At 41.1% G+C, this 26,585-nt stretch carries 24 protein-coding genes, 1 other RNA gene and 1 pseudogene; 16 read left to right on the forward strand and 10 right to left on the reverse strand.

The genetic code is table 11. The annotated features are described in order from the left end of the window. Positions 1-80 precede the first annotated feature (80 nt). The 3 genes from sucC (at position 81) to H562_RS0102980 (ending at position 4,139) form a co-directional block, all read left to right on the forward strand. Complete coding sequence (gene sucC / locus H562_RS0102970; protein WP_027376150.1) at positions 81-1,274, forward strand: ADP-forming succinate--CoA ligase subunit beta; 1,194 nt, start codon at positions 81-83, stop codon at positions 1,272-1,274. 231 nt (positions 1,275-1,505) lie between these two features. After that, positions 1,506-1,949: a hypothetical protein gene (locus H562_RS0102975; RefSeq protein WP_027376151.1), complete on the forward strand. Its 444-nt coding sequence runs from the start codon at positions 1,506-1,508 to the stop codon at positions 1,947-1,949. Positions 1,950-1,964: 15 nt separating this feature from the next. After that, positions 1,965-4,139 (forward strand): reprolysin-like metallopeptidase, encoded by a 2,175-nt coding sequence (locus H562_RS0102980; protein WP_027376152.1) that lies wholly within the window; start codon positions 1,965-1,967, stop codon positions 4,137-4,139. Between the two features lie 86 nt (positions 4,140-4,225). Here H562_RS0102980 and H562_RS0102985 read toward each other — a convergent pair whose 3' ends face one another. Next, positions 4,226-5,062 carry a mechanosensitive ion channel family protein gene (locus H562_RS0102985; protein ID WP_027376153.1) on the reverse strand — a complete coding sequence of 279 codons (837 nt, stop codon included), beginning with the start codon at positions 5,060-5,062 and terminating at the stop codon, positions 4,226-4,228. A 163-nt stretch (positions 5,063-5,225) separates the two neighbouring features. Between H562_RS0102985 and rnpB the strand changes: the two genes are divergently transcribed. Beyond that, positions 5,226-5,553: RNase P RNA component class A (rnpB, locus tag H562_RS15320), an RNA gene on the forward strand. A gap of 19 nt (positions 5,554-5,572) precedes the next feature. Here the strand turns inward: rnpB and H562_RS0102990 are convergent. Both H562_RS0102990 and H562_RS14555 read right to left on the reverse strand, forming a co-directional pair. Beyond that, positions 5,573-6,448 carry a polyphosphate kinase 2 family protein gene (locus tag H562_RS0102990; RefSeq protein WP_027376154.1) on the reverse strand — a complete coding sequence of 292 codons (876 nt, stop codon included), beginning with the start codon at positions 6,446-6,448 and terminating at the stop codon, positions 5,573-5,575. Between the two features lie 212 nt (positions 6,449-6,660). Continuing rightward, positions 6,661-7,017 (reverse strand): annotated as a pseudogene (locus tag H562_RS14555) (DUF1573 domain-containing protein); the annotation flags it as partial. 125 nt (positions 7,018-7,142) lie between these two features. On the opposite strand from H562_RS14555, the gene H562_RS0103000 reads away from it, so the two are divergent. From H562_RS0103000 to H562_RS0103015, 4 genes are all read left to right on the forward strand, one after another. Beyond that, complete coding sequence (locus tag H562_RS0103000; RefSeq protein ID WP_027376155.1) at positions 7,143-9,761, forward strand: valine--tRNA ligase; 2,619 nt, start codon at positions 7,143-7,145, stop codon at positions 9,759-9,761. 87 nt (positions 9,762-9,848) lie between these two features. After that, positions 9,849-10,487 carry a DUF4241 domain-containing protein gene (locus H562_RS0103005; RefSeq protein WP_027376156.1) on the forward strand — a complete coding sequence of 213 codons (639 nt, stop codon included), beginning with the start codon at positions 9,849-9,851 and terminating at the stop codon, positions 10,485-10,487. 119 nt (positions 10,488-10,606) lie between these two features. Continuing rightward, positions 10,607-11,500, forward strand: a complete 894-nt coding sequence (locus H562_RS0103010; protein WP_027376157.1) for a ribokinase — start codon at positions 10,607-10,609, stop codon at positions 11,498-11,500. A gap of 97 nt (positions 11,501-11,597) precedes the next feature. Beyond that, positions 11,598-12,437: an alpha/beta hydrolase family protein gene (locus H562_RS0103015; RefSeq protein WP_027376158.1), complete on the forward strand. Its 840-nt coding sequence runs from the start codon at positions 11,598-11,600 to the stop codon at positions 12,435-12,437. Positions 12,438-12,475: 38 nt separating this feature from the next. Here the strand turns inward: H562_RS0103015 and H562_RS0103020 are convergent, their stop codons facing one another. Together H562_RS0103020 and H562_RS0103025 are read right to left on the reverse strand one after the other, a co-directional pair. Further along, the gene (locus H562_RS0103020) at positions 12,476-13,069 is read right to left on the reverse strand and encodes a hypothetical protein (RefSeq protein ID WP_027376159.1); all 594 of its coding nucleotides are present in this window, start codon (positions 13,067-13,069) and stop codon (positions 12,476-12,478) included. After that, complete coding sequence (locus H562_RS0103025) at positions 13,056-13,541, reverse strand: RNA polymerase sigma factor (RefSeq protein ID WP_027376160.1); 486 nt, start codon at positions 13,539-13,541, stop codon at positions 13,056-13,058. Before H562_RS0103025 ends, H562_RS0103020 begins: the two co-directional genes overlap by 14 nt. Positions 13,542-13,755: 214 nt before the next feature. Here H562_RS0103025 and H562_RS0103030 point away from each other — a divergent pair, with 214 nt between their 5' ends. The 3 genes from H562_RS0103030 to H562_RS0103040 all read left to right on the forward strand — a co-directional run bounded on the left by H562_RS0103030 (position 13,756) and on the right by H562_RS0103040 (position 16,446). Further along, positions 13,756-14,325 carry a cob(I)yrinic acid a,c-diamide adenosyltransferase gene (locus H562_RS0103030; RefSeq protein ID WP_027376161.1) on the forward strand — a complete coding sequence of 190 codons (570 nt, stop codon included), beginning with the start codon at positions 13,756-13,758 and terminating at the stop codon, positions 14,323-14,325. Next, complete coding sequence (locus tag H562_RS0103035) at positions 14,288-14,935, forward strand: thiamine diphosphokinase (RefSeq protein ID WP_051190373.1); 648 nt, start codon at positions 14,288-14,290, stop codon at positions 14,933-14,935. Before H562_RS0103030 ends, H562_RS0103035 begins: the two co-directional genes overlap by 38 nt. 119 nt (positions 14,936-15,054) lie before the next feature. Continuing rightward, the gene (locus tag H562_RS0103040; RefSeq protein WP_027376163.1) at positions 15,055-16,446 is read left to right on the forward strand and encodes a type III PLP-dependent enzyme domain-containing protein; all 1,392 of its coding nucleotides are present in this window, start codon (positions 15,055-15,057) and stop codon (positions 16,444-16,446) included. 211 nt (positions 16,447-16,657) lie between these two features. On the opposite strand, the gene H562_RS14560 is transcribed toward H562_RS0103040, so the two are convergent. From H562_RS14560 to H562_RS0103065, 4 genes are all read right to left on the reverse strand, one after another. Then, on the reverse strand, positions 16,658-16,867 hold the full coding sequence (locus tag H562_RS14560) for a DUF5808 domain-containing protein (RefSeq protein ID WP_034690486.1): 210 nt from the start codon (positions 16,865-16,867) through the stop codon (positions 16,658-16,660). A 2-nt stretch (positions 16,868-16,869) separates the two neighbouring features. Then, a complete protein-coding gene (locus H562_RS0103050) occupies positions 16,870-17,439 on the reverse strand; it encodes a YIP1 family protein (protein WP_027376164.1) in 570 nt (189 codons plus the stop codon). Then, positions 17,439-17,711, reverse strand: coding sequence for a DUF2089 family protein (locus H562_RS0103055; protein ID WP_027376165.1), 273 nt, complete (start codon positions 17,709-17,711; stop codon positions 17,439-17,441). Before H562_RS0103055 ends, H562_RS0103050 begins: the two co-directional genes overlap by 1 nt. A gap of 552 nt (positions 17,712-18,263) precedes the next feature. Then, a complete protein-coding gene (locus H562_RS0103065) occupies positions 18,264-18,923 on the reverse strand; it encodes an HAD family hydrolase (protein WP_027376166.1) in 660 nt (219 codons plus the stop codon). 110 nt (positions 18,924-19,033) lie between these two features. Here H562_RS0103065 and speB point away from each other — a divergent pair, with 110 nt between their 5' ends. Next, positions 19,034-19,891 (forward strand): agmatinase, encoded by an 858-nt coding sequence (gene speB / locus H562_RS0103070; RefSeq protein WP_027376167.1) that lies wholly within the window; start codon positions 19,034-19,036, stop codon positions 19,889-19,891. A gap of 104 nt (positions 19,892-19,995) precedes the next feature. Here the strand turns inward: speB and H562_RS0103075 are convergent, their stop codons facing one another. Beyond that, on the reverse strand, positions 19,996-21,852 hold the full coding sequence (locus H562_RS0103075) for a CocE/NonD family hydrolase (RefSeq protein WP_027376168.1): 1,857 nt from the start codon (positions 21,850-21,852) through the stop codon (positions 19,996-19,998). A gap of 61 nt (positions 21,853-21,913) precedes the next feature. Here H562_RS0103075 and H562_RS0103080 point away from each other — a divergent pair, with 61 nt between their 5' ends. From H562_RS0103080 to H562_RS0103100, 4 genes are all read left to right on the forward strand, one after another. Then, positions 21,914-22,525, forward strand: coding sequence for an alpha-ketoglutarate-dependent dioxygenase AlkB family protein (locus tag H562_RS0103080; protein WP_027376169.1), 612 nt, complete (start codon positions 21,914-21,916; stop codon positions 22,523-22,525). A 149-nt stretch (positions 22,526-22,674) separates the two neighbouring features. After that, entirely contained in the window at positions 22,675-23,154 is a 480-nt protein-coding gene (locus H562_RS0103085; RefSeq protein WP_027376170.1) for a BON domain-containing protein, read from the forward strand. Between the two features lie 6 nt (positions 23,155-23,160). Further along, positions 23,161-23,580: an SH3 domain-containing protein gene (locus H562_RS0103090; protein WP_027376171.1), complete on the forward strand. Its 420-nt coding sequence runs from the start codon at positions 23,161-23,163 to the stop codon at positions 23,578-23,580. A gap of 274 nt (positions 23,581-23,854) precedes the next feature. Next, positions 23,855-26,554, forward strand: coding sequence for a TonB-dependent receptor (locus tag H562_RS0103100; protein ID WP_034690558.1), 2,700 nt, complete (start codon positions 23,855-23,857; stop codon positions 26,552-26,554). Positions 26,555-26,585 lie beyond the last annotated feature (31 nt).

The following is a 26,585-nucleotide window of genomic DNA, read 5'->3' on the forward strand; positions in this document are numbered from 1 at the left end:
GTGCGGTGCCACATCTGTTATCTTCTCAATTTTTCTTAAATTTGTAAATCTTTTAAAAATAGAAATCTAATTAAAATATTATGAATCTTCACGAGTACCAATCCAAAGAAATTCTGGCGAAATACGGCGTCAACATCCAAAGAGGTTTTATCGCAAATAATGTAGATGAAGCTGTAGATGCAGCAAAGAAGTTAACCGAACTCAACGGTAACGAAGGCTGGGTTGTAAAAGCACAGGTTCACGCAGGTGGTCGTGGTAAAGGTGGCGGTGTTAAGTTTTCACCCAACATCGAAAAACTGAAGGAGAATGCCCAGAATATCATCGGAATGCAGTTGGTTACGCCACAGACTTCTGCTGAAGGCAAAAAAGTGAATTTCGTTTTGGTAGCCGAAGATGTGTACTATCCGGGAGAAACTGAAACCAAAGAGTTTTATGTTTCTGTCCTTTTAGACAGAGCACAGGGCAAAAATATGATCGTATATTCTACAGAAGGTGGAATGGATATTGAGCACGTTGCCGAAGTAACGCCGCATTTGATTCATAACGAAACTGTCGATCCGGCTGTTGGACTTCAGGGTTTTCAGGCCAGAAAAATTGCCTTCAACTTAGGGTTGGAAGGAGCCGCATTCAAGGATTTCGTCAAGTTCATTACTTCTTTATATAACGCTTATGTAGGTATTGATGCCTCACTTTTTGAGATCAATCCAGTTTTAAAAACTTCAGACAATAAAATTATTGCGGTAGATGCCAAAGTTTCTTTAGATGACAACGCACTTTTCCGTCACAAAGATCTTGCTGCACTGAGAGATACCCGCGAAGAAGATCCTACCGATGTGGAAGCTGGTGAAGCAGGTCTTAATTTTGTAAAACTCGACGGCGATGTAGCCTGTATGGTTAATGGTGCCGGTCTTGCAATGGCAACAATGGATATCATCAAATTATCCGGTGGTAATCCCGCAAACTTCCTCGACGTGGGTGGAACGGCTGATGCAGAAAGAGTTCAGAAAGCTTTCGGAATCATTCTGAAGGATCCAAACGTAAAAGCGATCCTGATCAATATATTTGGTGGAATTGTACGTTGCGACCGGGTGGCACAGGGTGTTGTAGATGCTTATAAAGCCATGGGAAGCCTGCCGGTTCCGCTGATTGTACGTCTGCAGGGAACTAATGCGGTAGAAGCCAAACAGCTGATCGATAACTCAGGTTTGCCGGTGCATTCTGCGATCACTTTAGAAGAAGCTGCAAACAAAGTAAAAGAAGTTTTAGGTCATTAAGATCTAAACATGATAAATAATGTAAGCCGTCCGAATTTTTCGGGCGGTTTTTTTTGTTGAAATCAATGGGGTTTAAACTGAAAGGAATTGATTGAAAGCGAAATAAAGCATGGGATTTAGCAAAAATTATTCTTCTGCGTTAATAAATATACCCTGATCTGCATAATTTATTGCATTTCGGTTATTTTTCATTTTTTAATTAATGTATATTTGCGGACCTACTTTAATATTATGAAATTTCTTTATATCTTTTTTCTGATGGCGTTTCTCTCCTGCGATTCACAAAGCAAAAACTCCTTAAGGACGCCTGTTGAGTTTGAGACCGTAAACCACTATCCTTACAATTTAACACCGGAAAAATTTCTGGTCATCGATACGCAGGCGAAAATGGATGCTGTTTATTCCGTAATTCACAGGAATACCGTGGGTAACCGCCTGGCTCCAATTCCCTCTGTAAATGATGGTGAACTGTATGTTGTTTTCAAGCCCACATTAAAAGATACAAATGATGTAGAAATCACCGGAATCACCACCGCTAACGATACGCTATATGTAGGTCTCAAAGAGTCGGACAATCCTCAGATAAAGAAGGCAAGCCGCATGCAGCCTAATATTTTGGTAAAACTTCAAACGAAAATTCCTTTAAAAAATATTGTAACTACTTATTCCAATTAACTTTAATAAAAACCCATGAAAACAAAAAGCTTTATTTTTTCATGTCTGATGTTCACGTCATTAGCCTTTGGCCAGAACTACTGGACCAAAACGAATTCAGTTCCAAAAGACAACCTCGCTTCGCGTGATGCGAAACCGAAAGAATTTTCTATCTATCAACTGAATCTTCAGCAGCTGAAAAGTGACCTGGCTACGGTGCCGCAGCGCTTTTCCAAAGACCAAAGTCACGTGATCACTTTTCCAGCGCCGGATGGTAAAATGCGTTCCTATATCGTGCAGGAAGCATCGGTTATGGAAGCGCCACTTCAGGCAAAATATCCGGAACTGCGCTCGTATGTAGGTTATCAGAAAGGTAATCCTGCCAATTCCATCCGTTTCAGCGTTACACCTGAGCATGGTGTAAGTGCGATGTATTTTGATGGTTGGGACGTAAGCTACCTCGACAGTTATACACAGAACAATTCACATTATATTTTTTACAAAAGAAGCGCCCTGCCTGTAAACGACAGACTTTTCGACTGCAAAGTGGAAGGAGCGTTCCCCGAAGTTTCTGAATCTGAGATGAAAGCGCCATTGATTTCCGATGGCCAGTTCAGAACTTACCGCTTAGCGCTTGCTGCAACCGGCGAATATACCACCTTCCACGGTGGTACCGTACCCAAAGCCCTTGCGGCAATGGTAGTGGCCATGACAAGAGTTGATGGTGTGTATGAGAAATCTGTATCGGTAACCATGGTGCTGGTTGCTAATACAGATGAACTGATTTATACAAATGCAGCCACAGATCCATATACCAATAATAACGGAAGCACGATGCTGGGCCAGAACCAGACTAATATTGACAGTGTTATAGGTTTTGCAAATTACGACATCGGACACGTGTTTTCTACCGGCGGCGGTGGCGTAGCTTACCTGGGTTGCATCTGTAAAAATAACAAAGCGGGTGGTGTGACAGGCTTAACAGCTCCTATCAATGATGGTTTCTACATTGATTATGTAGCCCACGAAATGGGTCATCAGTTTGGGGGCAATCATACCTTCCGGGCTGCAACCGGTTCATGTGCCGGCAACGCAAACAGTTCCACAGCGTTCGAGCCGGGTGGCGGAACTACCATTATGGCTTATGCCGGTATTTGTGGTGCCAATAACATCCAGGCGCACAGTGATCCGTATTTTCACTCAGCAACACTCAATGAGATTTATAATGTTCTGAAAAGGGCCACAGACTGCTCCGTCAAAACAACAAACAATAATTTGGTTCCGACCGCAGATGCAGGTTTGGATTACACCATTCCAAAGGGAACAGCTTTCGTACTCACAGGTGTGGGAACAGATCCCGATAATGATCCGATTACCTACTTATGGGAACAGTTGGATAACAGCAATAACACCCAGCCGCCTCTTTCCACTGCTGTAGTAGGACCTGTTTACCGATCGTATTTACCGACCGAATCACCGTCGCGGTACTTCCCGGCTATGAGTTTTATTTTACTCAACAATCTTACTCCGAAATGGGAAGTGACGCCAAGTGTAGCCCGAACTTTAAATTTCTCCCTTATTGTAAATGATGACCGCCAAACCGGGAATCAGGCGGCGAGAGATTTAATGAAAGTGACCGTTGATAACGCCGGACCTTTCACCGTAACCTCGCAAACCGCAAATACACAATATGATGCAGCGGATCCAATTACTGTGACATGGGATGTGGCCGGAACAGATGCTGCACCAATAAATACGCAGAACGTAACCATACTTTTGTCTAACAATAATGGTTCGACCTTCGATGTAGTTTTGTCTGAAAGCGTTCCCAACAATGGTTCCGCTCAGGTAAACCTACCTAATGAAGATATTGCTTCTGCAAGAATTATGGTGAAAGCTTTAGACAACATCTATTTTGCAGTAAACGCTTCGTACTTCTCAGTGAAGAAAAACCTCGCAACTGCCAACACACAACTTAAATCGTTTGCAGTTTATCCTAATCCGGCGAAAAATGAAGTTACTGTAAAGATGAACAAGGCTGAAGGTGCAAAATACCGGATATTTGATGCCACAGGCCGAGTGATCACATCCGGAAAAGTTAATGCTGAAGGAAAACTTAACGTTGAAAAATTAACCAACGGTAATTACATCCTGAGCGTAGAAACTGCCAGTGGTGAGAAATTCTCAGATAAATTAATGATCAAAAAATAAGCGCTATTTCTTGATATTTTTAAGGATGCTTCGTGAGGAGCATCCTTTTTTTTAGTAGATTTTAGAAGCGTAAAATGTAAAGCGCATTATTCAGGATTTATATCGCCGGCCGGCGGTTGTGCCAGGTCAATATGGGTTTCTTCCAGTTTCTTCTTTAACTTAAGTAAGGATTCACTGCGTACCCTCACTATATTTTCACCTCTTTTCATTGAGAATCTCGCTTCCAGGTAGTAGATGCCGAAATTTTGTTTCAGAACGATAACCTGGGACTGTTCCACCGGATCGGCATAATCGAAAGTTTTAATTTCATCTAAGATCACTTTTGTGGCTTTGTCCAGATCCTGTGTACTTGGGATCTGAAGTTCCAGAAAGACTTTCCTTTGGCCGGATGCAGTATAATTAACAAAGGGCGCACTGAATATAAGTTGATTAGGTACGTACACTTTCTTGCCTTCATCGGTAATGATTTTTGTAGTCAGAAAGCCGATATCTTCAACCACGCCTGTTACTTCTTTAATGGAAACGTAATCTCCTTTTGCAAATGCCTTATCCATACCAATAAGAGCACCCGAAAATATGGATGATACCAGATCCTTCAGTGCCACACCGGCAATTACACCGGCGACACCCAAGCTACCGAGAAACTTCAGCATAAATCCACCAAGTCCCATTATCTCCAGGGCGATAAACGTTCCCGCCAGAATGATGAGGAACTTAAAGGTTTTTACCAGAATCACGAATGAGGTTCCTTTGCTTTTCGGAAAAAAACGATGGAACAGCTTTACGGCGATTTTGCTCAGGTACGAACTCATAGTCAGAATAAGAACAAATAGCAAAATCCCGACGGCAATTTTCGGTGTAGCCTGAGCCAACCTTGCGTACCATCTCTCAAGAACCGACAGTACTATTCCGTAATAATCCATATTTTAAATTTAATTTGTTCTGCATGCTGCAAAATTCTCTCCAAATTCCAATTGAGAAAATAGGTGTGTGACATTCTTTATAAGTTAATGAATTGTTTAGAAAAACATAGCACAGCTTCGGCGCTGTATGAAAAAACATTAAAAGTATTACCTTTGTCGTCCACAAGAAAAACGGCCTGTTGATTTCCGCTCCGGCGGAGGTAGGAAAGTCCGGACACCACAGAGCAGCAAAGCGGCTAACAGCCGTCGGTCGCGAGATCAGGACAAGTGCAACAGAAAGTATGTATATTAATTTATAGTGAAACCAGGTAAACTCTTTGCGGTGCAATGTTAAGTATATCGGATTTCCGTTTCGGCGGAATAGGAGTGGCTCGCTCCAAAAACCGAGGGGTAAACAGCTCAAGCTTTGCAGCAATGCAGAGCGCAGATAAATAACAGGCATTCCCGAGCTTTCGGGTTTACAGAATCCGGCTTACAGTTTTTCTTGTGGTTTTTTTTCTTTAATGGGATTTAGTCTTGCTCATTTTCCAGTTGTTCTTTCGCCGCCTCCAAACCTTTGTAATCAGCATCGAGCAAAGTAGGGAACCGGGGATTCATTTTTTCCAAAGCATCAATGATGATCTGAATGGCGGCCACCCGTGCAAACCATTTATCATCCGCAGGAATTACAAACCACGGCGCATAACTTTTTGAGGTTTCGTTAATGGCTTCTTCGTAAGCGCGCATATATTCCTGCCACAAAGCACGTTCTGGAAGATCACCGGTGGAGAATTTCCAGTTTTTGTCGGGTTCGTTGATGCGGTCCAGAAATCTTTTCTTTTGCTCCTTCTGCGAAACATTCAGAAATATTTTAACAATGGTGGTTCCGTTTTCTGCGAGATGTTTCTCGAAATTCCGAATACTTTCGTAACGGTTTGCCCAAAACTCTTCATCAAAATCATCAACCGAATCCCACACTTTTTCGCTGAGGTTATAAGCAGGGTGAACTTTACATACAAGCACACTTTCATAGTGGCTTCTGTTGAAAATTCCGATTTTCCCTTTTTCGGGTAATGCGATATAATGCCGCCACAAAAAATCGTGCGCATATTCTTTGGAACTGGGAGTTTTAAAGCTGTGCACATCGCAACCCTGCGGATTTACGCCACCGAAAACGTGCTCGATCAGCGAATCTTTCCCCGCGGCGTCCATTGCCTGAAGAACGATGAGCAGCGATTTGCTTCCATCCGCATACAGTCTTTCCTGTAGTTCGCGGAGTTTATCTTTTTCATTCTTCAGCATTTTTTTACCGTCGCTTTTCTCCAGTTTGCCTTTATATTCCGTGTCGCAATCTTTGATCGCAAACCTGCCGTTTACTTTGTAATTGTCGCTGAAATCCAAATCCATCTTTTTAATTTTTACTAAAAATAAAAAAATCGCTCCGATAAAGAAGCGATTTTTCTGTTTATTTAAGTTAGCAACAATTACATTGCGGCTGGTTTCTGAGCTTTTTTACGCGCAGGAGCTGCTTTTTTAGCAGTGTCGCCAGCCATTTTTACCGGTGCAACTACCGCTTTTTCAGCTTTCATATCAGTGGCTGCGGGAGCCGCAGCGGCGTCCACAGTTCCTTTGATGTTGATCACTGATCTGCTGTTCGCAGGATCATTAGAATAAACTTCAATGATTTTGGTGAAAGGTCCTACAATTGTTGTATTGTATCCTACTTTGATTTCGGCAGTTTTTCCGGGCATGATCGGATCCTGGCTCCATTCTGGAGTTGTGCAGCCGCAAGATGCCTGAACTTTGGAAATGATCAGCGGTTTGTCGCCTGTATTTTTTACAGTAAATACTCTGTGTCCGTCTGCACCGGTTTTTACGGTTCCGTAATCAAAGGTGGTTCTGTCGAATGATATGGTTTGTGCTGAGACAAACGCCAGGGAAGCGGTTAAAAATAAACCCGCAAAAATCTTTTTCATATTTTTTAAATGTTTATATTGTTTGTTTGATAAAAATCGAGAGACAAAGTTAAAAATTATTTTCACATACAGATAATTTTTTTTAATTCCCTATTTTTGCAGCAATAAAGCTTATAACAGACAATATGCAGATTTCAGATAAATACAGCCCCCAGGAAACAGAAAATAAATGGTACGCTTACTGGCTGAAAAACAATTACTTTCATTCCGAACCCAACGATAAACCGCCGTATACGATCGTAATCCCGCCACCAAACGTGACCGGAATTCTACACATGGGTCACATGCTGAACAATACGATACAGGATGTGCTGGTGCGCCGGGCCAGGATGCAGGGTTTCAACGCCTGTTGGGTGCCCGGAACAGACCACGCTTCCATAGCTACCGAAGCAAAAGTTGTAGCCAAACTGAAAGCCGAAGGCATTAATAAAGAAGATATTTCCAGAGAGGTCTTCCTGAAGCACGCTTGGGACTGGACAGATAAATATGGCGGAACTATTCTGGAACAGTTAAAGAAGCTCGGTTGTTCCTGCGATTGGGATAGAACAAGCTTCACCATGGAACCCAAACTCTCCCGCCAGGTGATCAAATCATTTGTCGATCTTTATAATAAAGGACTTATTTACCGCGGCTACAGAATGGTAAACTGGGATCCGGAAGCCAAAACCAATATTTCCGATGAAGAGGTTATTTTTAAAGAACAAAATGGTAAGCTTTATTATTTGAAATATAAAGTGGAAGGTTCAGAGGAATTCATTTCTGTGGCAACTACACGGCCGGAAACCATCTTTGGTGATACCGCGGTCTGCATTAATCCAAATGATGAGCGCTATGCCCACCTCCGCGGAAAGAAGGTGATCGTACCGATCGTAAACCGTGCAGTTCCGATAATTGAAGATGATTATGTAGATGTGGAGTTCGGGACTGGTGCGCTGAAAATCACGCCGGCACACGATACCAATGATTACGAGATCGGTAAGCGCCACGGACTTCAGATGATCGATTCGCTGGATGAACATGCCAACCTGAACGGTTACGGCCAACATTATGCCGGCAAAAACCGCTTCATCGTACGTAAAGAAATTGCCAAAGAACTGGCGGAAAAAGGACTTCTGATCAAAGCAGAAGACTATGTAAACAAAGTGGGAACCTCCGAGCGGACGGGCGCGGTAATCGAACCAAAAGTTTCCGTGCAGTGGTTTTTGAAAATGGCCGACCTTGCAAAACCTGCACTGGATGTCGTGATGAACGATGAAATAAAATTTCATCCGGAAAAATTCAAGAATACCTACAAACATTGGATGGAAAACATACGCGACTGGAATATATCGCGGCAGCTTTGGTGGGGACAGCAAATCCCGGCTTACTTTTTCGGCGATGGCGAAAATGATTTTGTAGTGGCTGAAACCATGGAGGGGGCGCTGGAACTCGCCCGAGATAAAGCGATGGATCAGACTCTGGAAATCTCTGATCTTCGGCAGGATGACGACGCACTTGATACTTGGTTCTCGAGCTGGCTTTGGCCAATGTCGGTTTTTGACGGGATTTCATCGCCTGATAATAAGGAGATCAATTACTACTATCCAACCTCAGATCTCGTGACCGGTCCGGATATCATCTTTTTCTGGGTGGCACGAATGATTATGGCGGGACTCGAATACCGCAGCGAAGTACCCTTTAAAAATGTATACTTCACAGGAATCGTGCGCGACAAGCAGCGGCGTAAAATGTCGAAATCACTCGGTAACTCGCCCGATCCAATTGAGCTGATGGAAAAATATGGTGCTGATGGCGTCCGTGTCGGAATTCTTTTAAGTTCTGCCGCAGGAAATGATCTTCTTTTCGACGAAGAATTAATGTTGCAGGGAAGAAATTTTGCCACCAAGATCTGGAACGCTTATAAACTCGTACAGGGTTGGAAAAAAGATGAAACCATTAAAGCAAATCCTGCAGACATGCAGGCGATCAATTGGTTCGGTGAGCAGACGAAAAAAACAATCGCGGAAATTACCGTTCAGTTCGAAAAGTTCCGCATTTCCGATGCACTGCATCTGGTTTATAAATTAATTTGGGATGATTTCTGCTCCTGGTATCTCGAAGCGGTGAAGCCGAATTATGGCGAAGCTGTTTCGCAGGAAGTTTATCTCAGAACAATCGCCTATTTCGAGGATCTTTTAAAACTTCTTCATCCTTTTATGCCATTTTTGACCGAAGAACTGTGGCAGCACATTGCAGTACGAACCACGGATGATGCGCTTGTAATTACGCAGCAGCCAAAGGAATCAGATTTTGATAAGGAAATCATTCAGAATTTTGAGGTATCTAAGGAGGTGATTTCAGGCGTCCGGAATTACCGCCAAAGTAAAGGCATTTCGCCGCGCGAGGAAGTTGAGGTCTTTACCAATGCAAAGGAATTTAATAATCTGGAACTTATATGTAAGCTGGCAAATATTTCCCGGGTTCATTTTGCTGAAAAGACTGACAAACCAAGCTTTTCCTTTTTAGTCGGTGGTACCGAAATTTCTATACCACTCAGCGAAAATCTGGATCTGGCCGAAGAAAAATCGAAAACCGAAGAAGAAATTAAATATTTAAAAGGATTTTTGATATCGGTACAGAAAAAACTTTCAAATGAAAAATTTATGGCCGGAGCACCACAACAGGTCGTGGACAATGAACTGAAAAAGCAAAAGGATGCGCAGGACAAAATAGTTCTTTTGGAAGAGAAATTAAAAACGCTGTAAATACCAAACTTAGGAACAAAAAAAAGACTGGTACGTAAAACATATTTGCGTATCGGTTTTTCTTTTATCTTTACTATATTCGTAATTATGAAACATGTGGAAAATATAGCGCAGCTTTTCAGCAAGAAATTTGTCGAGAATCCCTCAATAGAAACCTTCGATGCAGGTCTGATCAACTTGCCTACAGGAAGGCTTGTCGCTTGTGATCCGTTGATTACGAATGACATGAAGGAGTTCAGGATCAATTTTCCGCAGGGTGAATTTCCGGTGCTCGTACACCGCGAAAAAGACAGCAACTGTGTAGCGTATGTAGAAATTATTTTTTCCGACAGCGAAGTGTCCGACTGGAAACTCGCCACCACACACGATCAAAACACCGAAGACTTGCAGGATGAAGAAATATTCGGCTATCCTGTGGAAAGTGGAATGGGCTGTTTTATGGATGTCGAAACGCAGGAATGCCTGAATCACCTCGAAAAAAAACTTTTTCACAGCAAAGGCGCAGAATTTATGGGGATATACGAGGAATTCTTCCACGAATATTTTTTTGATGAAAACGGTGCCATTGATCAATACGCCTTTTTAAAACCTGATGCTGAAAAAGAAGGAAATATATTTGCCTTTGAAACAGGTTATGGCGAAGGATTTTATGCCAGTTACATCGGCTTTGCAAAAGACAATCAGCCCGTAAAGATAGTAACTGAGTTCATCGAGATCGGAAGTTAATTTAAGTTAAATATTTCCTGATGAATTTTATAAATAATAAATTTGACAGATAGTTACCGGGGCGCGATTTATCGCGTCTTTGTCTTTATTAACCGCATGCTTTTAAAACTTCAGAATTCATGATACTTTCATCAGACCAGCCGAAAATAATTGTAGTGGGAAGTTCTTCCATCGATCTGGTGCTCGATACCAAATATCTCCCCAAGCCTAATGAAACGGTAATGGCCGAGAAGTCGGAAAGCTTTTTCGGGGGCAAAGGCGCAAATCAGGCGGTTGCAACGGCACGTTTGGGTGCAAGTGTATACTTTATCGGCTGCGTGGGCATGGATCCGTTCGGGCAGCAGATCATGCGGAATCTTGTAGAGGAAAATGTAAATGTAGGTTTTGTAGTAGAAACCGAAGATGCCGCCACAGGAACTGCGTACGTCACCAGTTGCGAGGGAATCAATACCATTGTGGTGGTACCCGCGTCTAACTATTGCCTCACTACCGAACATGTGGCAGCTGCAGAAAAATTCTTCTCCACTGCAGACCTCATTCTACTTCAACTTGAAGTTCCTATGGAAGTTGTGGAATTTACAGTAGAACTCGCAAAGAAAAATAACAAGAAGATCGGGATTTACGCGTCACCTGCAAAAAAACTGTCGCCTCAGGTAATTGAAGCGGCTACTTTCATCGTGGCAAAGCGAAATGAACTTTCACTTGTGTTTGGCGAAGATAAGCGCGAGAAAATTCTTACCAAATATCCCAATAAACTTTTTGTCCGCGACGATTCCAATTCCACCACTTATTTCAATGGCTCGGAGATGAAATACCACCGGAATGATCACGATTCGGTGTGGCACAAAATCGGTATGGGCGATGCCTTTACTTCCGGTTTTGCCATTGCGCTGTGTCACGGGAATTCAGTTGACGAGTGCGTGAAATTTGGAAATGATATTTCCGTAAAAGTCGCCGAGAGCCGTGGCTCACAAACAGGACTGCCTTATCTGGCAGACTTTCCGCAGGAGTAACTGCTGTTTTTCGCATATCAAAATTTATTCTTGTCTTTCCTAATTTTTATATTTTTAAAGAATATTTCACCGGTTTTCAGGTGGGAGTTCATACAAAATGCAGGAACTTTTTTTAAACACTGCAGACGGCTTTCCACTGTCTGTAAAAATATTCGAGCCGTCCCAACCCAACGGAAAATTACTGCTGATCAACTCGGCAACCGGCGTAAAACAGCAGATTTATTTTTCGTTTGCCAAATTTTTTGCCGCACAGGGTTTTACTGTAATTACTTACGACTACCGTGGTATAGGCGAGTCCAAACCCGCCGATATAAGAAATTTCCATGCCTCCATGAGGATTTGGGGAAACGAAGATTTTAAAACACTCACCACTTTTATTAAGGAGAATTATAAGGATCACGAAAAATATGGTCTCGGACATTCTGTGGGTGCATTGATCATCGGCATGAATCCCGATGCTTTTTTTTTCAAAAAGTTCATTTTCGTTGCCACTCAGGATGCCTATTTTGGCAATCTGAAGTTTGGTGTAGCTGTTACTGCACTGTTGGGTTTTGGGTTGGCTTTGCCGCTCACGACTTCAGTTTTGGGTTATTTCCCGGCACATTTTTTCGGGCTTGGGGAATCCCTGCCCAAAGGTGTGGCGTATGACTGGCAGACTTTAATTTTAAATAAAGAATCAACCGCCGGACTTTATGAAAAAGCGCAGAAAGAAGTAGCCGCCAGTTTAGACAAGGAAACGCTTATCCTTCATGCAGAAGATGATGCGTGGGTCACACGAAAAGGCATGGGAAATCTCCTGAACAATGTCTATCCGAATTTGAAAGCAACTTTCCGCGAAATTAAGATTTGCGAGTCGCCGAGGGCGGAGATCGGCCATATCAATTTTTTCCGGAGTTTTAATAAAGACCTTTGGCAAATAATTTTAAATGACCTTTAGTTAAAGTCCGGAAGCTTTTAAAACTTCCGGATTTTCAATTAATGGAATTGATTTTCAAGATTTTTCAGTTCGGATAAGATACCGTCGAGTTTTGCATCCTGCCTTTTAATTTCTTTTTTACCCAGATAAAAGTATGCGAAAAACAGCCAGGCGTACGTGATCGAAAGTGCCAAAATCATCTTCCACGGCTCCACATTTTTTAGCATCTCGTACAGGTAAACTCCTACTGCAGCGCCAAGTATTATGTAATAAACCGGCATATTCCAGTGTCTCTGATTCTTCTGGAATTCCCGGAAATCCTGCCATTGTTTCAGATGAGTGCCCGGTTTATGACTTTCGTCGATCTTAGTGATTTTATTTGCTGTAAAAAGCATCAGCAATGCCTGCAGGAAACAGGCTGCGGCAACCAGGATCACCGACGAAATAATGGGCGTTGTCTGCAGTACTGCATCGAAATTGTACAACAGGACGAGGATGAAAATACCTGTGAGAATCAGTAATACGGCGCCTTTAATATAAGTGTTTTTTAGTTTCATACGATTGGATTTTATGGTTGATAAATTTGATTTTTTTGCAGGAACCTCGGTTTCAGACTGTTTCCATAGGTTTTCCAGTTCTTTAAATTCTTCCATGATTAGTATATATTTCGTGAAGTTCTTTTTTAATTCTGTGAATTTTTACGCGCAGATTATTTTCGGTAATTCCGGTGATCTCTGCAATTTCTTCGTACGGTTTTTCCTCCAAAACCAAGGTGATGATGATCCGTTCGCTTTCTTTTAATTTGCTGATGCTTTCGTAAAGCCGGTTAATTTCTTTCGAATTATCCAGCGTTTCTTCATACACCAGTTTTGAAAGGATTGCTTCCGAATTTTGGTCTTTATTTTTTTCTTTTTTAATGCCCACCAAACAAGTGTTTATGGCAATTCTGTAAATCCAGGTTCCGATTTTACTTTCGCCCCGAAATTTTGGCAAACTGTTCCAAACCGCAATCCAGGTTTCCTGATGAAGATCGTCTGCAAATAATTTGTCGCCGGAATAACTCAAACATAGTTTGTACATCCTTGGCGAAAATTCCTGATAAAGCTGATCGAAGTCGTAGGTCATCTCCTGAGAATTTGATGATGGTTGTCTGCGTGTAATTCTTTTTCCATTGATGATTATTTAAGCGTGACGAAAATTACGTTTTCTGATTCTGTACATTGGATGCAAACAGTCCGGAATTATTACAGAAATTTTAAATAAAATTGTTGAATGGTTAAAAGAAGGATTTCAGCGCATATTTTAAATTCCCTAAATTTACATCAAGCATTAGAAAAAAATGAAAATATATACCAAAACCGGCGACAAAGGCGAAACTGCACTTTACGGCGGCACCCGTGTTTCCAAAGCTTCCGCAAGAGTAGAATCTTACGGAAATATCGATGAACTCAATTCATTTATCGGTTCTGCAAAATGCGAAATCACGGATGAAAAAGTTTTAGATCAACTCAAAAAAATTCAGTTCGATTTATTTACAGTAGGTTCAGAATCCGCAACTCCGACTGACAAACTCACTTTAGCCAATGGAAAATCCCGCTTGGCTTTAATGATTTCGGAAGTGGAAATTGAAGAACTGGAAAACTGGATGGACGAATTTGAAAAAGAATTAAAACCACTCCAATATTTTATTCTTCCCGGCGGCGGAAAAGGTCCAACTTCCCTGCATATCTGCAGAACTGTTTGCAGAAGAGCGGAAAGAAGTTTGGTTTTTTTGAATGAATCGGAAGAAGTTCGGCCGGAACTGATCAAATATCTGAACCGACTTTCAGATTATTTGTTTGTTTTGGCGCGTTATATTTCTCATTTGCACAATGAACCAGAAGAATACTGGAACCCAAATGACCGATAAAGCTTTACTTTTCATCAACGGAATTCCTCCGAAAAATCTTCCCGAAACGGAAGTTTATTCTTTGATTGCAGCTACAGATGGCGCTTTTCATTACTTAAAAGAAAAGAATTTCCCGCTTGAAAAACTGGATTTTATTTCAGGCGATTTCGATTCGCATTCCGGAAATGATGAAAATGTTTACCAGGAAAAATTCATTTATACGCCCGATCAGAACAAAACCGATTTTCAGAAATCACTTGAAATTATTGCAGAGAAAGGATTTAAAAAAGTAGATGTCTATGGCGGCAGCGGTGCCGAAATGGATCATTTTCTCGGGAATCTTACCGTAGCTTTTATTTTTAAAGACGCACTGGAAATCACTTTTTTCGATGAATTTTCATCGTATTTTTTTGCACCTAAAGATTTAGTTTTAGAAAATGTAAAAGGGAAAACAGTTTCGCTTTATCCTTTTCCCAAAACTGTAAATATTATAACTACGGGCTTGAAATGGCCTTTAACAAAAGAAAATCTTGATCTTACCACCAGAATCGGCACGCGGAACATTGCTGTGGATGAACGCGTAACAATTGATTTTGAAAATGGCGCGCTGGTCATTTTCCTGTCAAGATAGAGGCAGTGCAGCAGTAACCGGCTCAGGCCTGGTTTTCTGCCAAAGCCAACGGAATACAGTGTAAACCCACTTTTTTTTCTCAACTTTGCAAAACAAATCTGTAAACAGTTGCCCCGAAAATGAAAATTAAATATTCAGAACTTATTGATCAAACCCTTTATTTCCCAACCGAAGAATTCAACGTTGCGGAAAATCATCTGCAATTTCACGATATACCTCTGATGGAGTTGGTGGAGGAGTTTGGCACGCCTCTGAAATTTAATTACCTGCCGAAGATCTCGATGAATATCGAGCGGGCAAAGGCCTGGTTCAAGGAGGCTATTGAGAAAAATGATTATAAAAAAGGCTATAGATATTGCTATTGTACAAAATCGAGCCAGTTCGCATTTGTTGTTGAAGAGGCGCTGAAAAATGATATTTCATTGGAAACTTCTTCCGCTTACGATATGGACATCATCCGTTCGCTTTACGAAAAAGGCAAATACGGAAAAGATGTGGAGGTGATCTGCAACGGCTTTAAAACCGATGATTATCTGGCAAAAATTTCTGATCTCATTAATAACGGTTTTCAGAATATCATTCCTATTCTCGATAATTACCGCGAGCTCGATAAACTTACCGAAAGTATCGATACCACTTTTAACATCGGCATCAGGATCGCCTCCGAAGAAGAACCTAAGTTTGAGTTTTATACCTCGCGTCTCGGAATTGGGTACAAGGATATCATTCCCTATTACAGTCAGAAAATCGCTGACCATCCGAATGCAAGACTGAAGATGCTTCATTTTTTCATCAACACCGGAATTAAGGATACCGCATATTACTGGAACGAACTTTATAAATGCTTGCGCGTATACGCACGTCTGAAAAAGATTGCGCCGGAAGTTGATTCGCTTAATATCGGCGGTGGTTTTCCGATAAAAACCTCTTTAAATTTCGACTACGATTACCAGTATATGGTGAATGAAATCGTGTCCCAGATCAAGAAATTCTGCGAAGAAGAAGGTGTGGAAGAACCAAATATCTATACCGAGTTTGGTAGTTTTACCGTTGGCGAAAGTGGCGGCCATCTTTATAAAATCATTTCCCAGAAACGCCAGAACGACCGTGAGAAATGGAACATGATCGACTCTTCATTTATGACGACTTTGCCAGATACGTGGGCGATTTCGCGAAAATTCATTATGCTGCCGCTCAACCGTTGGGAAGATACTTACGAACGGGTTTTTCTGGGCGGATTGACCTGTGATTCAGACGATTACTACAATTCTGAGCAACACACAAATGCGATTTACCTGCCGGTTTTCAGCGAGACAAAACCATTATACATAGGATTTTTCCACACCGGCGCATACCAGGAAACAATTGGCGGTTACGGCGGCGTGCATCACTGTCTGATGCCGCAACCGAAACATATCCTGATTGATAAAGATGAAGAGGGGAATTTCACTTATAAGGTGTTCCGCGAAGAACAGAAAGCCGAAGATGTCTTGAAAATTTTGGGATATTAAAATTCCCCTTCTTTGAAGGGGTGGATTTTTGCGACAGCAAAAAGACGGGGTAGTTTTTAGGAGCAACCCAGTTTCCGCTTTCTTTCAAAACCCGTCCCGCTTTCCACTATATCTTTTTCTTTTTTCCAGAAAAAAAGAAAAAGGATGCCGTTCCAATCGGGGCTAAAATTTCCGGCAGTTTGTCATTGCGAGGCACGAAGCAATCCCTAAATTAACTTCTCGATTTTATCATATATATAATAAATCCGAAGAAAGCCATCATCAATAAAAGTTCTAAAATCGATTTTGTTTTCGCAAAATTTACCGTCCAACCCATCCACGGAATTCTTTTTGGCGGAAAGATCCGGTCGTCATTTTTGTTGTAATAAAATATTCCCCAGATCCAGGGAGAATTTTCTATTTCTGTTTTGTTATTTTTCATAATTAAAGTCTTAAAATGTAAGAAATTGATTGAGAAACTGGAAGTAAAATAAACAGAACTACCGCGAAGATTGCAATTTCCTTCCAGGATTTTATATTAGTGGCAGTTCGGAAGCCATTATATAGCAGTACAATTCCATAGATTATAAAGGGCAAAGTAATTCCAACAAAAACTAAAAGTAAAATCAAATCTGTGAATTCTAAGTGTAAATTTTGCATTGCTTTTCCCGAGATTTTTTCCAGATCAATAAATTTTGTTGCCAAAACAGTAGGAAAATTGAAAACCTGCGAAATGAGCACTGCATTCAAAATATCGATGAGGCGGGTTTTATTGTTGAAAATAATTCCTAAAATAAAAAGAACGATCACAGCGAAAACAATACTGAAACCGCAGTAAAAAAATGCAATTGCTAAATCTGAATTTTTCAAGGGAGAAAAATGAAAAATACTGTCAATTTTAATTCTTGCGTAATAACAGACCAATCCATTGATAAAAAAGAAAAGCAAACCGAAAATCAAAAGTTGCTTTTCCGTAAATTTCAAAAATGGATTGAAAATAATCTTCGAGTTCATTATACTGATTTTTTTAATTGATTAATTTTTTCGATCAAGTCATCCATTTTATTTCTCATCGTAGGATAAGAAAGTTCTGCCTGCTTTGACATTTCTTTGATACTTCCACTGGAGAGAAAAAAATTGAGAATAAAATCCTGTTCTTCATGGGAGATTTTCAGGTAAAGTGGCAAATCGTAATTTCCATTAACCGTGGTTTCACATTGGCCACATTTCATTTGACTCACATTAAGAGAACTGTCACAACTTGGGCAAAAAATAGGAAGTTTCATTACTTTAATTGATTTTATTTTAAATAAAGTTTAAAAGTACTTTAACAAAGTTAAAATAAATTTTAAAATAACAACAAAGTTTTTAGTTTTATTTACAGTGCTAAACTTTTAAATAAAGATTAATATTTTTATCAAAGGGAAATTTTTATCTTTGAAAATCTTAAAAATATAACTCAAAATCCAAAATTTTATATGCAAACTTACGCCGGAATTCCAGAAGAAAAAGGTTGCCGTTTCAATCGGGGCTGGAATTTCTGGCAGTTTGTCATTGCGGGAAACGAAGTGCTCCCATAATAACTTCTCTAAAATAACCTGTAATGCCGCCCAGTCACAGGATTTTTTTTACCGGTCAACTTTCATTGTAACAAAATATTTTTTGAAACCATCTTGCAAAACGTTATTTCCGGTCATATTACCGTGGTAGATATTTGTTCCGAATTATCTTTAAAAAGTTACATGTATGTTGGCTTTAAATAAGGGAATTACGTAAAAAAAATTACTGAAAAATAAGCTTACTCGCGTATGTTGCAGGAGGGAAATTGGTGACTTATTTTAGAAAAAGGTTTTCAATTTTTCAAATTCAATCTCAGTGAAATCGGAAATGACAAGATCTGCTTTTTCATAATTTTGTCCGGTAGAATGTGGACTTTTATACGCCACGCAAAAAATACCCGCCGCGTGAGCCGCCAAAATACCGTTCGTAGAATCTTCGATCACTGCGCAGTTTTCGTTGGGTTCGTGGGCAATTTTCGCCGCCAGGTTAAAGATTTCGGGATTTGGTTTCGACTCCTTTAAATCATCTCCGCTGATATTTCCCACAAAATATTTTGCGAGACCAAATTTTTCAAAAACCATAATAATCGTCGTCATGCTGGCCGATGAAGCCAGCACCAGTTTGATCCGGCTGTCAAATAAATTCTGAATGATCTCCCGCACGCCGGGCAGCAGATCAAAATCGGCCTCGGAATAAAAGTACTGCTTAAAATATTTCCTTTTCAGTGCCGCCAGATCGGCGACAGATTCTTTAAGATCATATTTTTCAATAAGGATCCGGCAAACCTTTTTGGTGGCGGCTCCGGTAAAAGTGATGTACAGGCTTTCCGGAACTGTAATTCCCAAATCTGCAAACATGTGAAAGTACGCTTTCCGGTGCAGCGGTTCGGTGTCTACGAGCACACCATCCATATCAAATAATACTGCTTTTAATGGCATAAATTTTTTCTTAAAGTTAATAGAATTTTACAGCAAGTTACGAATTGCAGAGATGCTGATCTCTATTTGATTTTTTTACCTTTGTCATCTGGAAACAAAAATCATCAGTCATGAATAAAACATATGCCGGAATCCCCGCAGAAAATGCGACGCTGGATAATTCAAAAGTAATGCTCGTCACAGTTCCTTACGACGGTACTTCAACCTGGGGAAAGGGTGCAGATAAAGGTCCCGAACTCTTTTTAGATGCTTCTGAAAATATGGAGTTGTATGATATTGAAACCAATACAGAACCTTATCTGGAAGGTATTTTTCTGGGTGGCGAGATCAGCGAGAAATCTTCTCCTGAAGCAATGACTGAAGCAGTTTACCAAAAAACACTAGAACTTTTAAAGAACGACGGAAAATTATTCACGCTTTTTGGCGGCGAACATTCAGTTTCTATCGGTTCGATTCGTGCGGTAGGAGAAAAGTATGAAAACTTAACCGTTTTGCAGCTTGATGCGCACACCGATTTACGTCCGGATTTTCACGGCTCCACATCTAACCATGCATGTGCAGTTTACGAAGCGAGTAAAAAACACAATTTGGTTCAGGTCGGCATCCGCTCCTGCGATATCGAAGAAATGGCACATGTGAATAAAGAGCAATGTTTCTGGGCTCACGAAATCGCTAAGAAAGAAGACTGGATCGATGATGTTTTAGAAAAAGTTTCGGGAAATGTGTATATCACAATTGATTTGGACGCATTCGATCCCTCCGTCGCGCCCTCCACAGGAACACCGGAACCAGGCGGTTTACAATGGTATCCAACTTTAGAATTATTAAGAAAAGTATTTCAGAAATGTAATGTAGTTGCCTTTGATATCGTGGAACTCATGGATTCGCCGATGCCCAAACCAACTGCTTTCTTAGCTGCGAAATTATACTATAAAATGTTGGCGTATTACCATATTTCGAGGGATTAGAAGTTAGAATTAAGAATCAAGATTCAAGATAATAAAAATGCCTCTCCAAAATATTGGAAAGGCATTTTATTTTATTACTTTTTCTAACTTCTAACTTCTAACTTCTACTTCAAAACATCCACTTCCAAAGAACTATCCCCAAAAATTTTAATAAAAGCTTTGGTGTAATCTTCTTCCGTTGCAAAGTTCGGGTTTGCCATGAATTTCTGTGGATTCACTGCAAACAGCGGGAACCAGGTGCTTGAAATCTGAATCTGGATTTTATGTCCTTTTTTGAAAGTGTGCATCACATCCTGCAATTTAAAATTCACGGCAGTTTTTTGATTGGGAACTAATGCTTCAGGCTTTTCCCTGGAATTTCTGAATCTTGCCGGCATAATTTCGCTGCGCACCATTTGGTGGTAATTCCCATAGATCACACCATCTTTTTTCTCTTTCGGTACAAAATCTTCGGGGTACACATCAATCAGTTTTACGGCAAAATCAGCATCGGTAGAAGTAGATGCGATATTGAGTTTCGCCATTAACTCTCCGCCAAAAGTAATATCTTCGGTTAATGCATCTGTGGTAAAAGTAACCACGTCCGGCCTTCCTTCGGCAAATCTTTGGTCTTCACTCATGTAATTTCTGGGAGTAAACCCATTAAAATCCTTGAGGTTATCTGAGCTCAAAACCGGTTTGTTGGGATCACTGTAATATTCTGTAAAATTATTTTCCGCCTTGTTTTTCAAAGTTCCGTCTGTAAGATAGAAACTCACTTTCTGCGCATTTTTTGGCGGATACTGCGCGAATTCGCGCCATTCCTTACTTCCGGTATCGAACATTACGGCTTCCGGAATTCCCGCATCACTTTTCGTATCACCTTTTAAATAATGATTAAAGAACTTGGTTTCCAGATTTTTCTGGTAGTAAGTGGCAATACTGTCGCCGAAATAAATGTCATTATGAAAGGCTTTCCCGGTTTCACGCGCCCAGGCTCCGTGCGAAAACGGTCCCATAACGATGGTGTTTTTAGCTTTTGGGCTGGTTTTTTCTATGGTTTTGTAGATATTTAAAGGACCTGAAAGATCTTCTGCATCAAACCAACCGCCCACCGTCATCACGGCGTGTTTTACATTTTTCAGATGGGGCAGGATACTTCTTTTTTGCCAGTAATCATCGTAGTTCGGATGATTCATTATTTCGGTCATGAAGAAATTATTTTTATAATATTTTTCGTAACCGTCCTTCAATGTCCCCATTTCCCTGTAAAATTTCAAGCCGTCTTCGGAAGTGGGTTTAATGAAAGTGTCCATATACCAGCCTTCTTTTTCGGGCTTGGTTTTCTGGATGCCAAAGACAGGAAAAGTCCGGAAGTAACCCAGCATGAATTTACCGTTGTGCAGAAAGTCATCATTCCAGAAATCCGAAATCGGCGCCTGTGGCGAGGAAGCGACTAACGCCGGATGATCGGATAAAATTCCCGCTGCAGTATAAAAACCGGGATAAGAAGTTCCGTACTGGCCGACTTTTTTATTGTTGTTCGGTATATTTTTAAGCAGCCATTCAATCGTGTCGTAAGTGTCGGTGCTTTCGTCAACATCTTTTTTGGTTTTGTGCGCAACCTGCGGCGTCATATTCGTAAACACGCCCTCGCTCATATATCGGCCGCGCACATCCTGATAAACGAAAATATAGCCGTCTTTCATCAAATATTGGTTCGGACCCAAACCGTTTCTGTAGGCATCCGGCCCATATGGCGCTACGCTGTAGCAGGTCCGCTGCATGAGGAACGGCAGTTTGTGGCTGGCAGAAATATCTTTCGGAATGTAAATTGAAGTGAAAAGTTTTACGCCGTCGCGCATCGGGATGTACACTTCTTTTTTGGTGTAATTTTCTTTAATGAAAGTATTGTCCGGCTTGTTCTGACCGAAGCTAAACACCATTAATAAAAGAAAAATGAACTGCATGTATTTTTTCATGGATAAAATTTTGAACGAATTTATAAAATAAAAAACAGAAATTTGAAGAAATGTGACGCGTATGGAATTATTTGAAAGAACTGCAGATCCAGAACAAAACCTTCTTCCCAAAGACGGAACGGTGAATTATTACGGGAAAATTTTAAGTGAAACGGAAGCGGTAAAATTATACGAAAAATTTCTCGGTGAAATTGCCTGGAAAAATGATGAAGCAATAATTTTTGGCAAAAAGATATTTACCAAAAGAAAAGTGGCCTGGTATGGCGATCGGGATTTTGAATATACCTATTCCAATTCCACCAAGATCGCACATGCCTGGACTGCAGAACTTTTATTACTGAAAAAATTAGTTGAAGAGAAAACCGGTGAAACCTTTAATTCCTGCCTCCTCAACCTTTATCATGATGGCAGCGAAGGCATGGCCTACCACAGCGACGGCGAAAAAGACCTGAAGAATAATGGCGCAATCGCTTCCGTAAGTCTGGGCGCTGAAAGAAAATTTTCCTTCAAACATAAAATCACCAGGGAAAGGGTAGATGTAATACTGGAGGCCGGCAGCCTGCTCGTAATGAAAGGTGAAACTCAAAAATACTGGGTTCACCGCCTGCCGCCTACCAAGAAAGTTTTCTCGCCGCGCATAAACCTCACTTTCCGTACTATTGAAATGAAATAACGCAGTTTTTGCAGCAATCACCCGTTTTTTAGTAAATTTCCGGTGAAATGATTAAACTTTAAGAAAAATTTATAATACCATTAGGAATCAAGCGGATTTTAAATCGTTAAATTTGAAACTCACGTTTACTAACCAATTAAAAAAAAACAATGAAAAAGACACTTGCAATGGCAGCTTTAGCGCTCGCCGTATCATTTGGATCCACTTCCTGCAAAAAGAAAGTTTCCGATGCGGAGCTTCAAACGCAGGCTACAACTGTAGTGACCTCCACGCCCACAGCTTCTGTTGAAGTGAAAGACGGCACAGCGCACCTCAGCGGAACTTTCGCTGATGAGGCTTCCAGAGATTCTATGATCGCTTCTTTAAAAGCAATTCCCGGAATTAAGGATGTAATGGACATGTCAACTATCGAAGCACCGGTTGTAGTAGAAACCGCTTCCGCCGTTGATCCCGCAGTTCAGCAAAAAGTAACCGACGCGGTTAAGGATTTTCCGTCTGTAAATGTAGAGGTGGTAAATGGCGAACTTACGCTGACCGGAAATGTGTCCAGCGCGCAGGCAAGACAGATCAAAATGTCGGTAGATGCCTTGAAACCTGGAAAAGTAAACTATAACTATACCGTAAAATAACAAATAATGAGTGCATTACAAGATAAATACGCCGGAGTAATTTCTGCAGCACAGTCTGCGGGAGTATCCAACCTTCAGGTTAATGAGCAGGACGGCATTCTGTACGTCACGGGAAATGCCGCGTCTACCGCTGCCAAAGATGCAGTTTGGAACGCTTTGGGAGCCATCGATTCTACATATTCCGCTTCCGATATCAATGTGGATGTGCAGGTAGCAGGTCTCTCCGCCGGCGCTTCGTTAACCGTTGCGACCGAAGATTCCAACCTCAACATCCGTCAGCAGCCTTCTACCGATGGCGCCATTGTAGGCAAGGCTGGCAAAGGGGAATCGGTAACGCTCGTTGAGCAAACATCCGATGACTGGTGGAAAATCAGGACCGCCGATGGTGAAGAGGGTTACGCCTATTCCAGATATTTGCGCGCCTAGATTTTTCTTCGATTATATTGAGCAGCCTCTGCTTCGGAACATTCCGGAGCGGAGGTTTTTTTTTGGGGCCATCCCGCCGGCAAACTGAAGTTTTCCGGCGGGACCGCGCTCTCCGTTGCAATCTTTTTTTTGCCGTTTCTTTCCCTTCCCCAAAAAAAAGGATTTCCACTGCGATCGCTTGTCCGGCACTCCGCCTGGTTCGGTAGTTTACGGGAAAAAGCAAGTGCGGCAGGTTTTTTGCGTGTGTCAACTTTTTAAAATGACCAATGTGGAAATGAAAAAATACCTGCTTCTTTTTGTGATTTTTAGCCTGAGTTTAAGCGCTCAAACATATTCAATTACCGGAACTGTACAGAATCCCGAAAGTAAATCCATCGAAAACGCGACCGTTTCGCTGCTTAAGCAGAAGGATTCTGCCGTCATCAACTTTACAGGCACGGGCAGGAACGGAAGTTTCAGTTTAAAGTTACCCGCACAGAAAGAAGCCGTTTTGCTTCAGATATCCAGTGACAATTATAAGACTTTCTCCAGAAAATATGCTGGCATCACCGGAAATATTGATCTTGGCCTTCTAAAACTCGAAAGAGATTTAACAGGTAATATTGAGGAAGTGACCATCACCGCTTCGCCGGTTAAGATTAAAAAAGATACCATCGAATACAACGCGTCCTATCTGAAAGTAGATCCGAACGACAAAATCGATGAACTGCTGAAACAGATCCCCGGCGTAGAAACCGATGACGACGGTGTTATGACCGTGAACGGACAGCCTGTAAACAAAATCCTCATCAACGGGAAACCTTTGTTCAACAAAGACGGAAAAATTGCGATGGAAACCATTCCGGCAAATCTCATCCAAAAAATCCAGATCACGACCTCTAAAACCAAAGAGGAGGAACTCACCGGCAGAACGCCTAAATCCGACAGTCTAACCGTAAATTTCAATATCGATGAAAGAAATAACAAGGGAAATATCAGGAATTTCAACTTAGGTTATGGTACCGATAACCGGTATGATGTGAAAGGGCTTTACGCCAAATTCAAACAGGAGACCAATTTTGCACTGATCGCAGGCTCGAATAATATTAATATATCCAGTTTTTCGGTAGATGGTTTTTTCCAGAAAAATAACCGGAATAATGCTGCCAACGGACGTACGGCCAGTACTGGAATTCTGCGGACCTCAATAATAGGAGCGAACTATGCGGATAAGATCGGTCGTGATCTGGATCTCGATAAATTTAGTGTTGAATATAAAGATCTGAATCTGGAGACGTGGTCCAAAATATCCAGAAGTACGTTCCTGCCCGATTACAAACTCGATACCCGAACGGAAAAAAGTGGCAACAGCGATAAGAATACCTTTGATTATAATACCAACGCCACATTAGCACTCGATAAGTTGACCAGCATCACATTCTCTACAGATTTCTCCAACAGTTCCACAGATAATACCACCGAAAACAATACGGTGACACTGCGTGATGATGCGCTGCTGAACAGCAACCGGAATTCTACCCGTGGAAACAGTTTTGCAAACGTCTTTAAACCAAAAATTGGTCTCATAAGAAAATTCGGTAAGCCAAACCGCTCTTTATCTGCTTCCGTCAGCAATACTTTTTCAGAAAATAAAAACACGAATTACATTCTGCAGGAAACGCAGTTTTACCAGTCACCGGATCAGAACGACTCCAGAAACCAACTTTCAAGAAATAAAAATTCTGCCAACTCATTCAGTGCTAATGCCAAATACTACGAACCTGTATCGGATTCGGCGACTGTTGCTTTCGAGATCAACTATGATCTTCAGAAATTAGACCGTGATCTGGTTGTGGTAGATTTCAATTTGGGCACCGGTGAATATTCAGATTATAATACCTTGCTTTCCAATACCCTCAACCAAAACAATACTTTGGTAAATGCAGGGGTTTCTTATAATTTAAATAAGTCCGCATATAATTTCCGGGTCGGAACCAACCTGAACTCCACAAGACTGAACATTAATTCTGTTTACAATATGCAGGAATACAATTTTCAGAAAAATTTTTTACTGCCGGAATATGATCTACTGCTCAATTATAAATTTAACAGGACCACCAGTCTGCGCATTTCGAACACCGCTACCTACAGCGTTCCGCAGGTCAGTTATCTGAATCCCTACATAGATGTTTCTGATCCGCTGATCACTACGCAGGGAAATCCGGAGCTGAAAAGTACGTGGCAAAACAATACCAATTTAAATTTTACTACCTTCAATGTGGCGCGCGGCCTAAGTTTTTTTTCGAGGCTGGGATTCAGTTATTCCGATAATGATATTGTGAATTATTCCTTTTACGATGACGCCGGGAAGCAGTTCAGCACCTACGAAAACATTAGTGGGAACAAAAGGCTTAATTTTTCAACTTCACTTACCAAAACCTACAAGTGGAACGGTAATAAGTTAGATCTCGCGCCATCATTCAGTGGCAACTACAGTTACCGCAAGGGTTTTATTGATGCCACGGAGTTTACCAATAAAATCTACACATTATCGCCGCGGTTCAGAGTAAATTTAAATGTGAAAGATGTACTTAATTTGCGGGCAACTTACGGCATAAATTTTTCCTCATCACATTACAGCAATTACCGGTTGGATAAAACAATTACAGCGCGCCAAAACCTATCGCTGCGGCTTACGAATTACTGTTTCAGTAAAACGCTGTTTTTCAGTAATGATTTTAACTTCACCCGAAACTCAAGCATTGCCGCAGATTTCAGCAAGAATTCCTATTTCTGGAATTCAAGCGTAAATTATCAGTTCTTTAAGAATCAGATGATGCTGAAATTCAGTGTAAACGATCTGCTTAACCAGAGACAGAACGCAACCCGTACCATCGGCGATAATTTTGTGGAGGATCGCGAAGAACTGATCCTGAAAAGATATTTTATGCTATCGCTGGTGGTGAATCTGAGCAGCTTCGGCGCGAAAACTTAGAGCGGCGCGATCATCGGGTGGGAAATTATTT

Source organism: Kaistella palustris DSM 21579 (genome assembly GCF_000422265.1).
Lineage (GTDB): Bacteria > Bacteroidota > Bacteroidia > Flavobacteriales > Weeksellaceae > Kaistella > Kaistella palustris.

Coding starts and splice junctions, on each gene's coding strand:
- H562_RS0103025 (WP_027376160.1), bottom strand. CDS start 13,541: ATGACCTACGACTTCGATCAGCTTTATCAGGAATTTTCGCCAAGGATG.
- H562_RS0103050 (WP_027376164.1), bottom strand. CDS start 17,439: ATGAACTCGAAGATTATTTTCAATCCATTTTTGAAATTTACGGAAAAG.
- H562_RS0103015 (WP_027376158.1), top strand. CDS start 11,598: ATGCAGGAACTTTTTTTAAACACTGCAGACGGCTTTCCACTGTCTGTA.
- H562_RS0102990 (WP_027376154.1), bottom strand. CDS start 6,448: ATGGATTTGGATTTCAGCGACAATTACAAAGTAAACGGCAGGTTTGCG.
- sucC (WP_027376150.1), top strand. CDS start 81: ATGAATCTTCACGAGTACCAATCCAAAGAAATTCTGGCGAAATACGGC.
- H562_RS0103065 (WP_027376166.1), bottom strand. CDS start 18,923: ATGCCATTAAAAGCAGTATTATTTGATATGGATGGTGTGCTCGTAGAC.
- H562_RS0103085 (WP_027376170.1), top strand. CDS start 22,675: ATGAAAAAGACACTTGCAATGGCAGCTTTAGCGCTCGCCGTATCATTT.
- H562_RS14560 (WP_034690486.1), bottom strand. CDS start 16,867: ATGAAAAATAACAAAACAGAAATAGAAAATTCTCCCTGGATCTGGGGA.
- H562_RS0103055 (WP_027376165.1), bottom strand. CDS start 17,711: ATGAAACTTCCTATTTTTTGCCCAAGTTGTGACAGTTCTCTTAATGTG.
- H562_RS0103080 (WP_027376169.1), top strand. CDS start 21,914: ATGGAATTATTTGAAAGAACTGCAGATCCAGAACAAAACCTTCTTCCC.
- H562_RS0103040 (WP_027376163.1), top strand. CDS start 15,055: ATGAAAATTAAATATTCAGAACTTATTGATCAAACCCTTTATTTCCCA.
- H562_RS0103100 (WP_034690558.1), top strand. CDS start 23,855: ATGAAAAAATACCTGCTTCTTTTTGTGATTTTTAGCCTGAGTTTAAGC.
- H562_RS0103090 (WP_027376171.1), top strand. CDS start 23,161: ATGAGTGCATTACAAGATAAATACGCCGGAGTAATTTCTGCAGCACAG.
- H562_RS0102980 (WP_027376152.1), top strand. CDS start 1,965: ATGAAAACAAAAAGCTTTATTTTTTCATGTCTGATGTTCACGTCATTA.
- H562_RS0103000 (WP_027376155.1), top strand. CDS start 7,143: ATGCAGATTTCAGATAAATACAGCCCCCAGGAAACAGAAAATAAATGG.
- speB (WP_027376167.1), top strand. CDS start 19,034: ATGAATAAAACATATGCCGGAATCCCCGCAGAAAATGCGACGCTGGAT.
- H562_RS0103020 (WP_027376159.1), bottom strand. CDS start 13,069: ATGGAAGAATTTAAAGAACTGGAAAACCTATGGAAACAGTCTGAAACC.
- H562_RS0102985 (WP_027376153.1), bottom strand. CDS start 5,062: ATGGATTATTACGGAATAGTACTGTCGGTTCTTGAGAGATGGTACGCA.
- H562_RS0103010 (WP_027376157.1), top strand. CDS start 10,607: ATGATACTTTCATCAGACCAGCCGAAAATAATTGTAGTGGGAAGTTCT.
- H562_RS0103005 (WP_027376156.1), top strand. CDS start 9,849: ATGAAACATGTGGAAAATATAGCGCAGCTTTTCAGCAAGAAATTTGTC.
- H562_RS0103030 (WP_027376161.1), top strand. CDS start 13,756: ATGAAAATATATACCAAAACCGGCGACAAAGGCGAAACTGCACTTTAC.
- H562_RS0103075 (WP_027376168.1), bottom strand. CDS start 21,852: ATGAAAAAATACATGCAGTTCATTTTTCTTTTATTAATGGTGTTTAGC.
- H562_RS0103035 (WP_051190373.1), top strand. CDS start 14,288: ATGAACCAGAAGAATACTGGAACCCAAATGACCGATAAAGCTTTACTT.
- H562_RS0102975 (WP_027376151.1), top strand. CDS start 1,506: ATGAAATTTCTTTATATCTTTTTTCTGATGGCGTTTCTCTCCTGCGAT.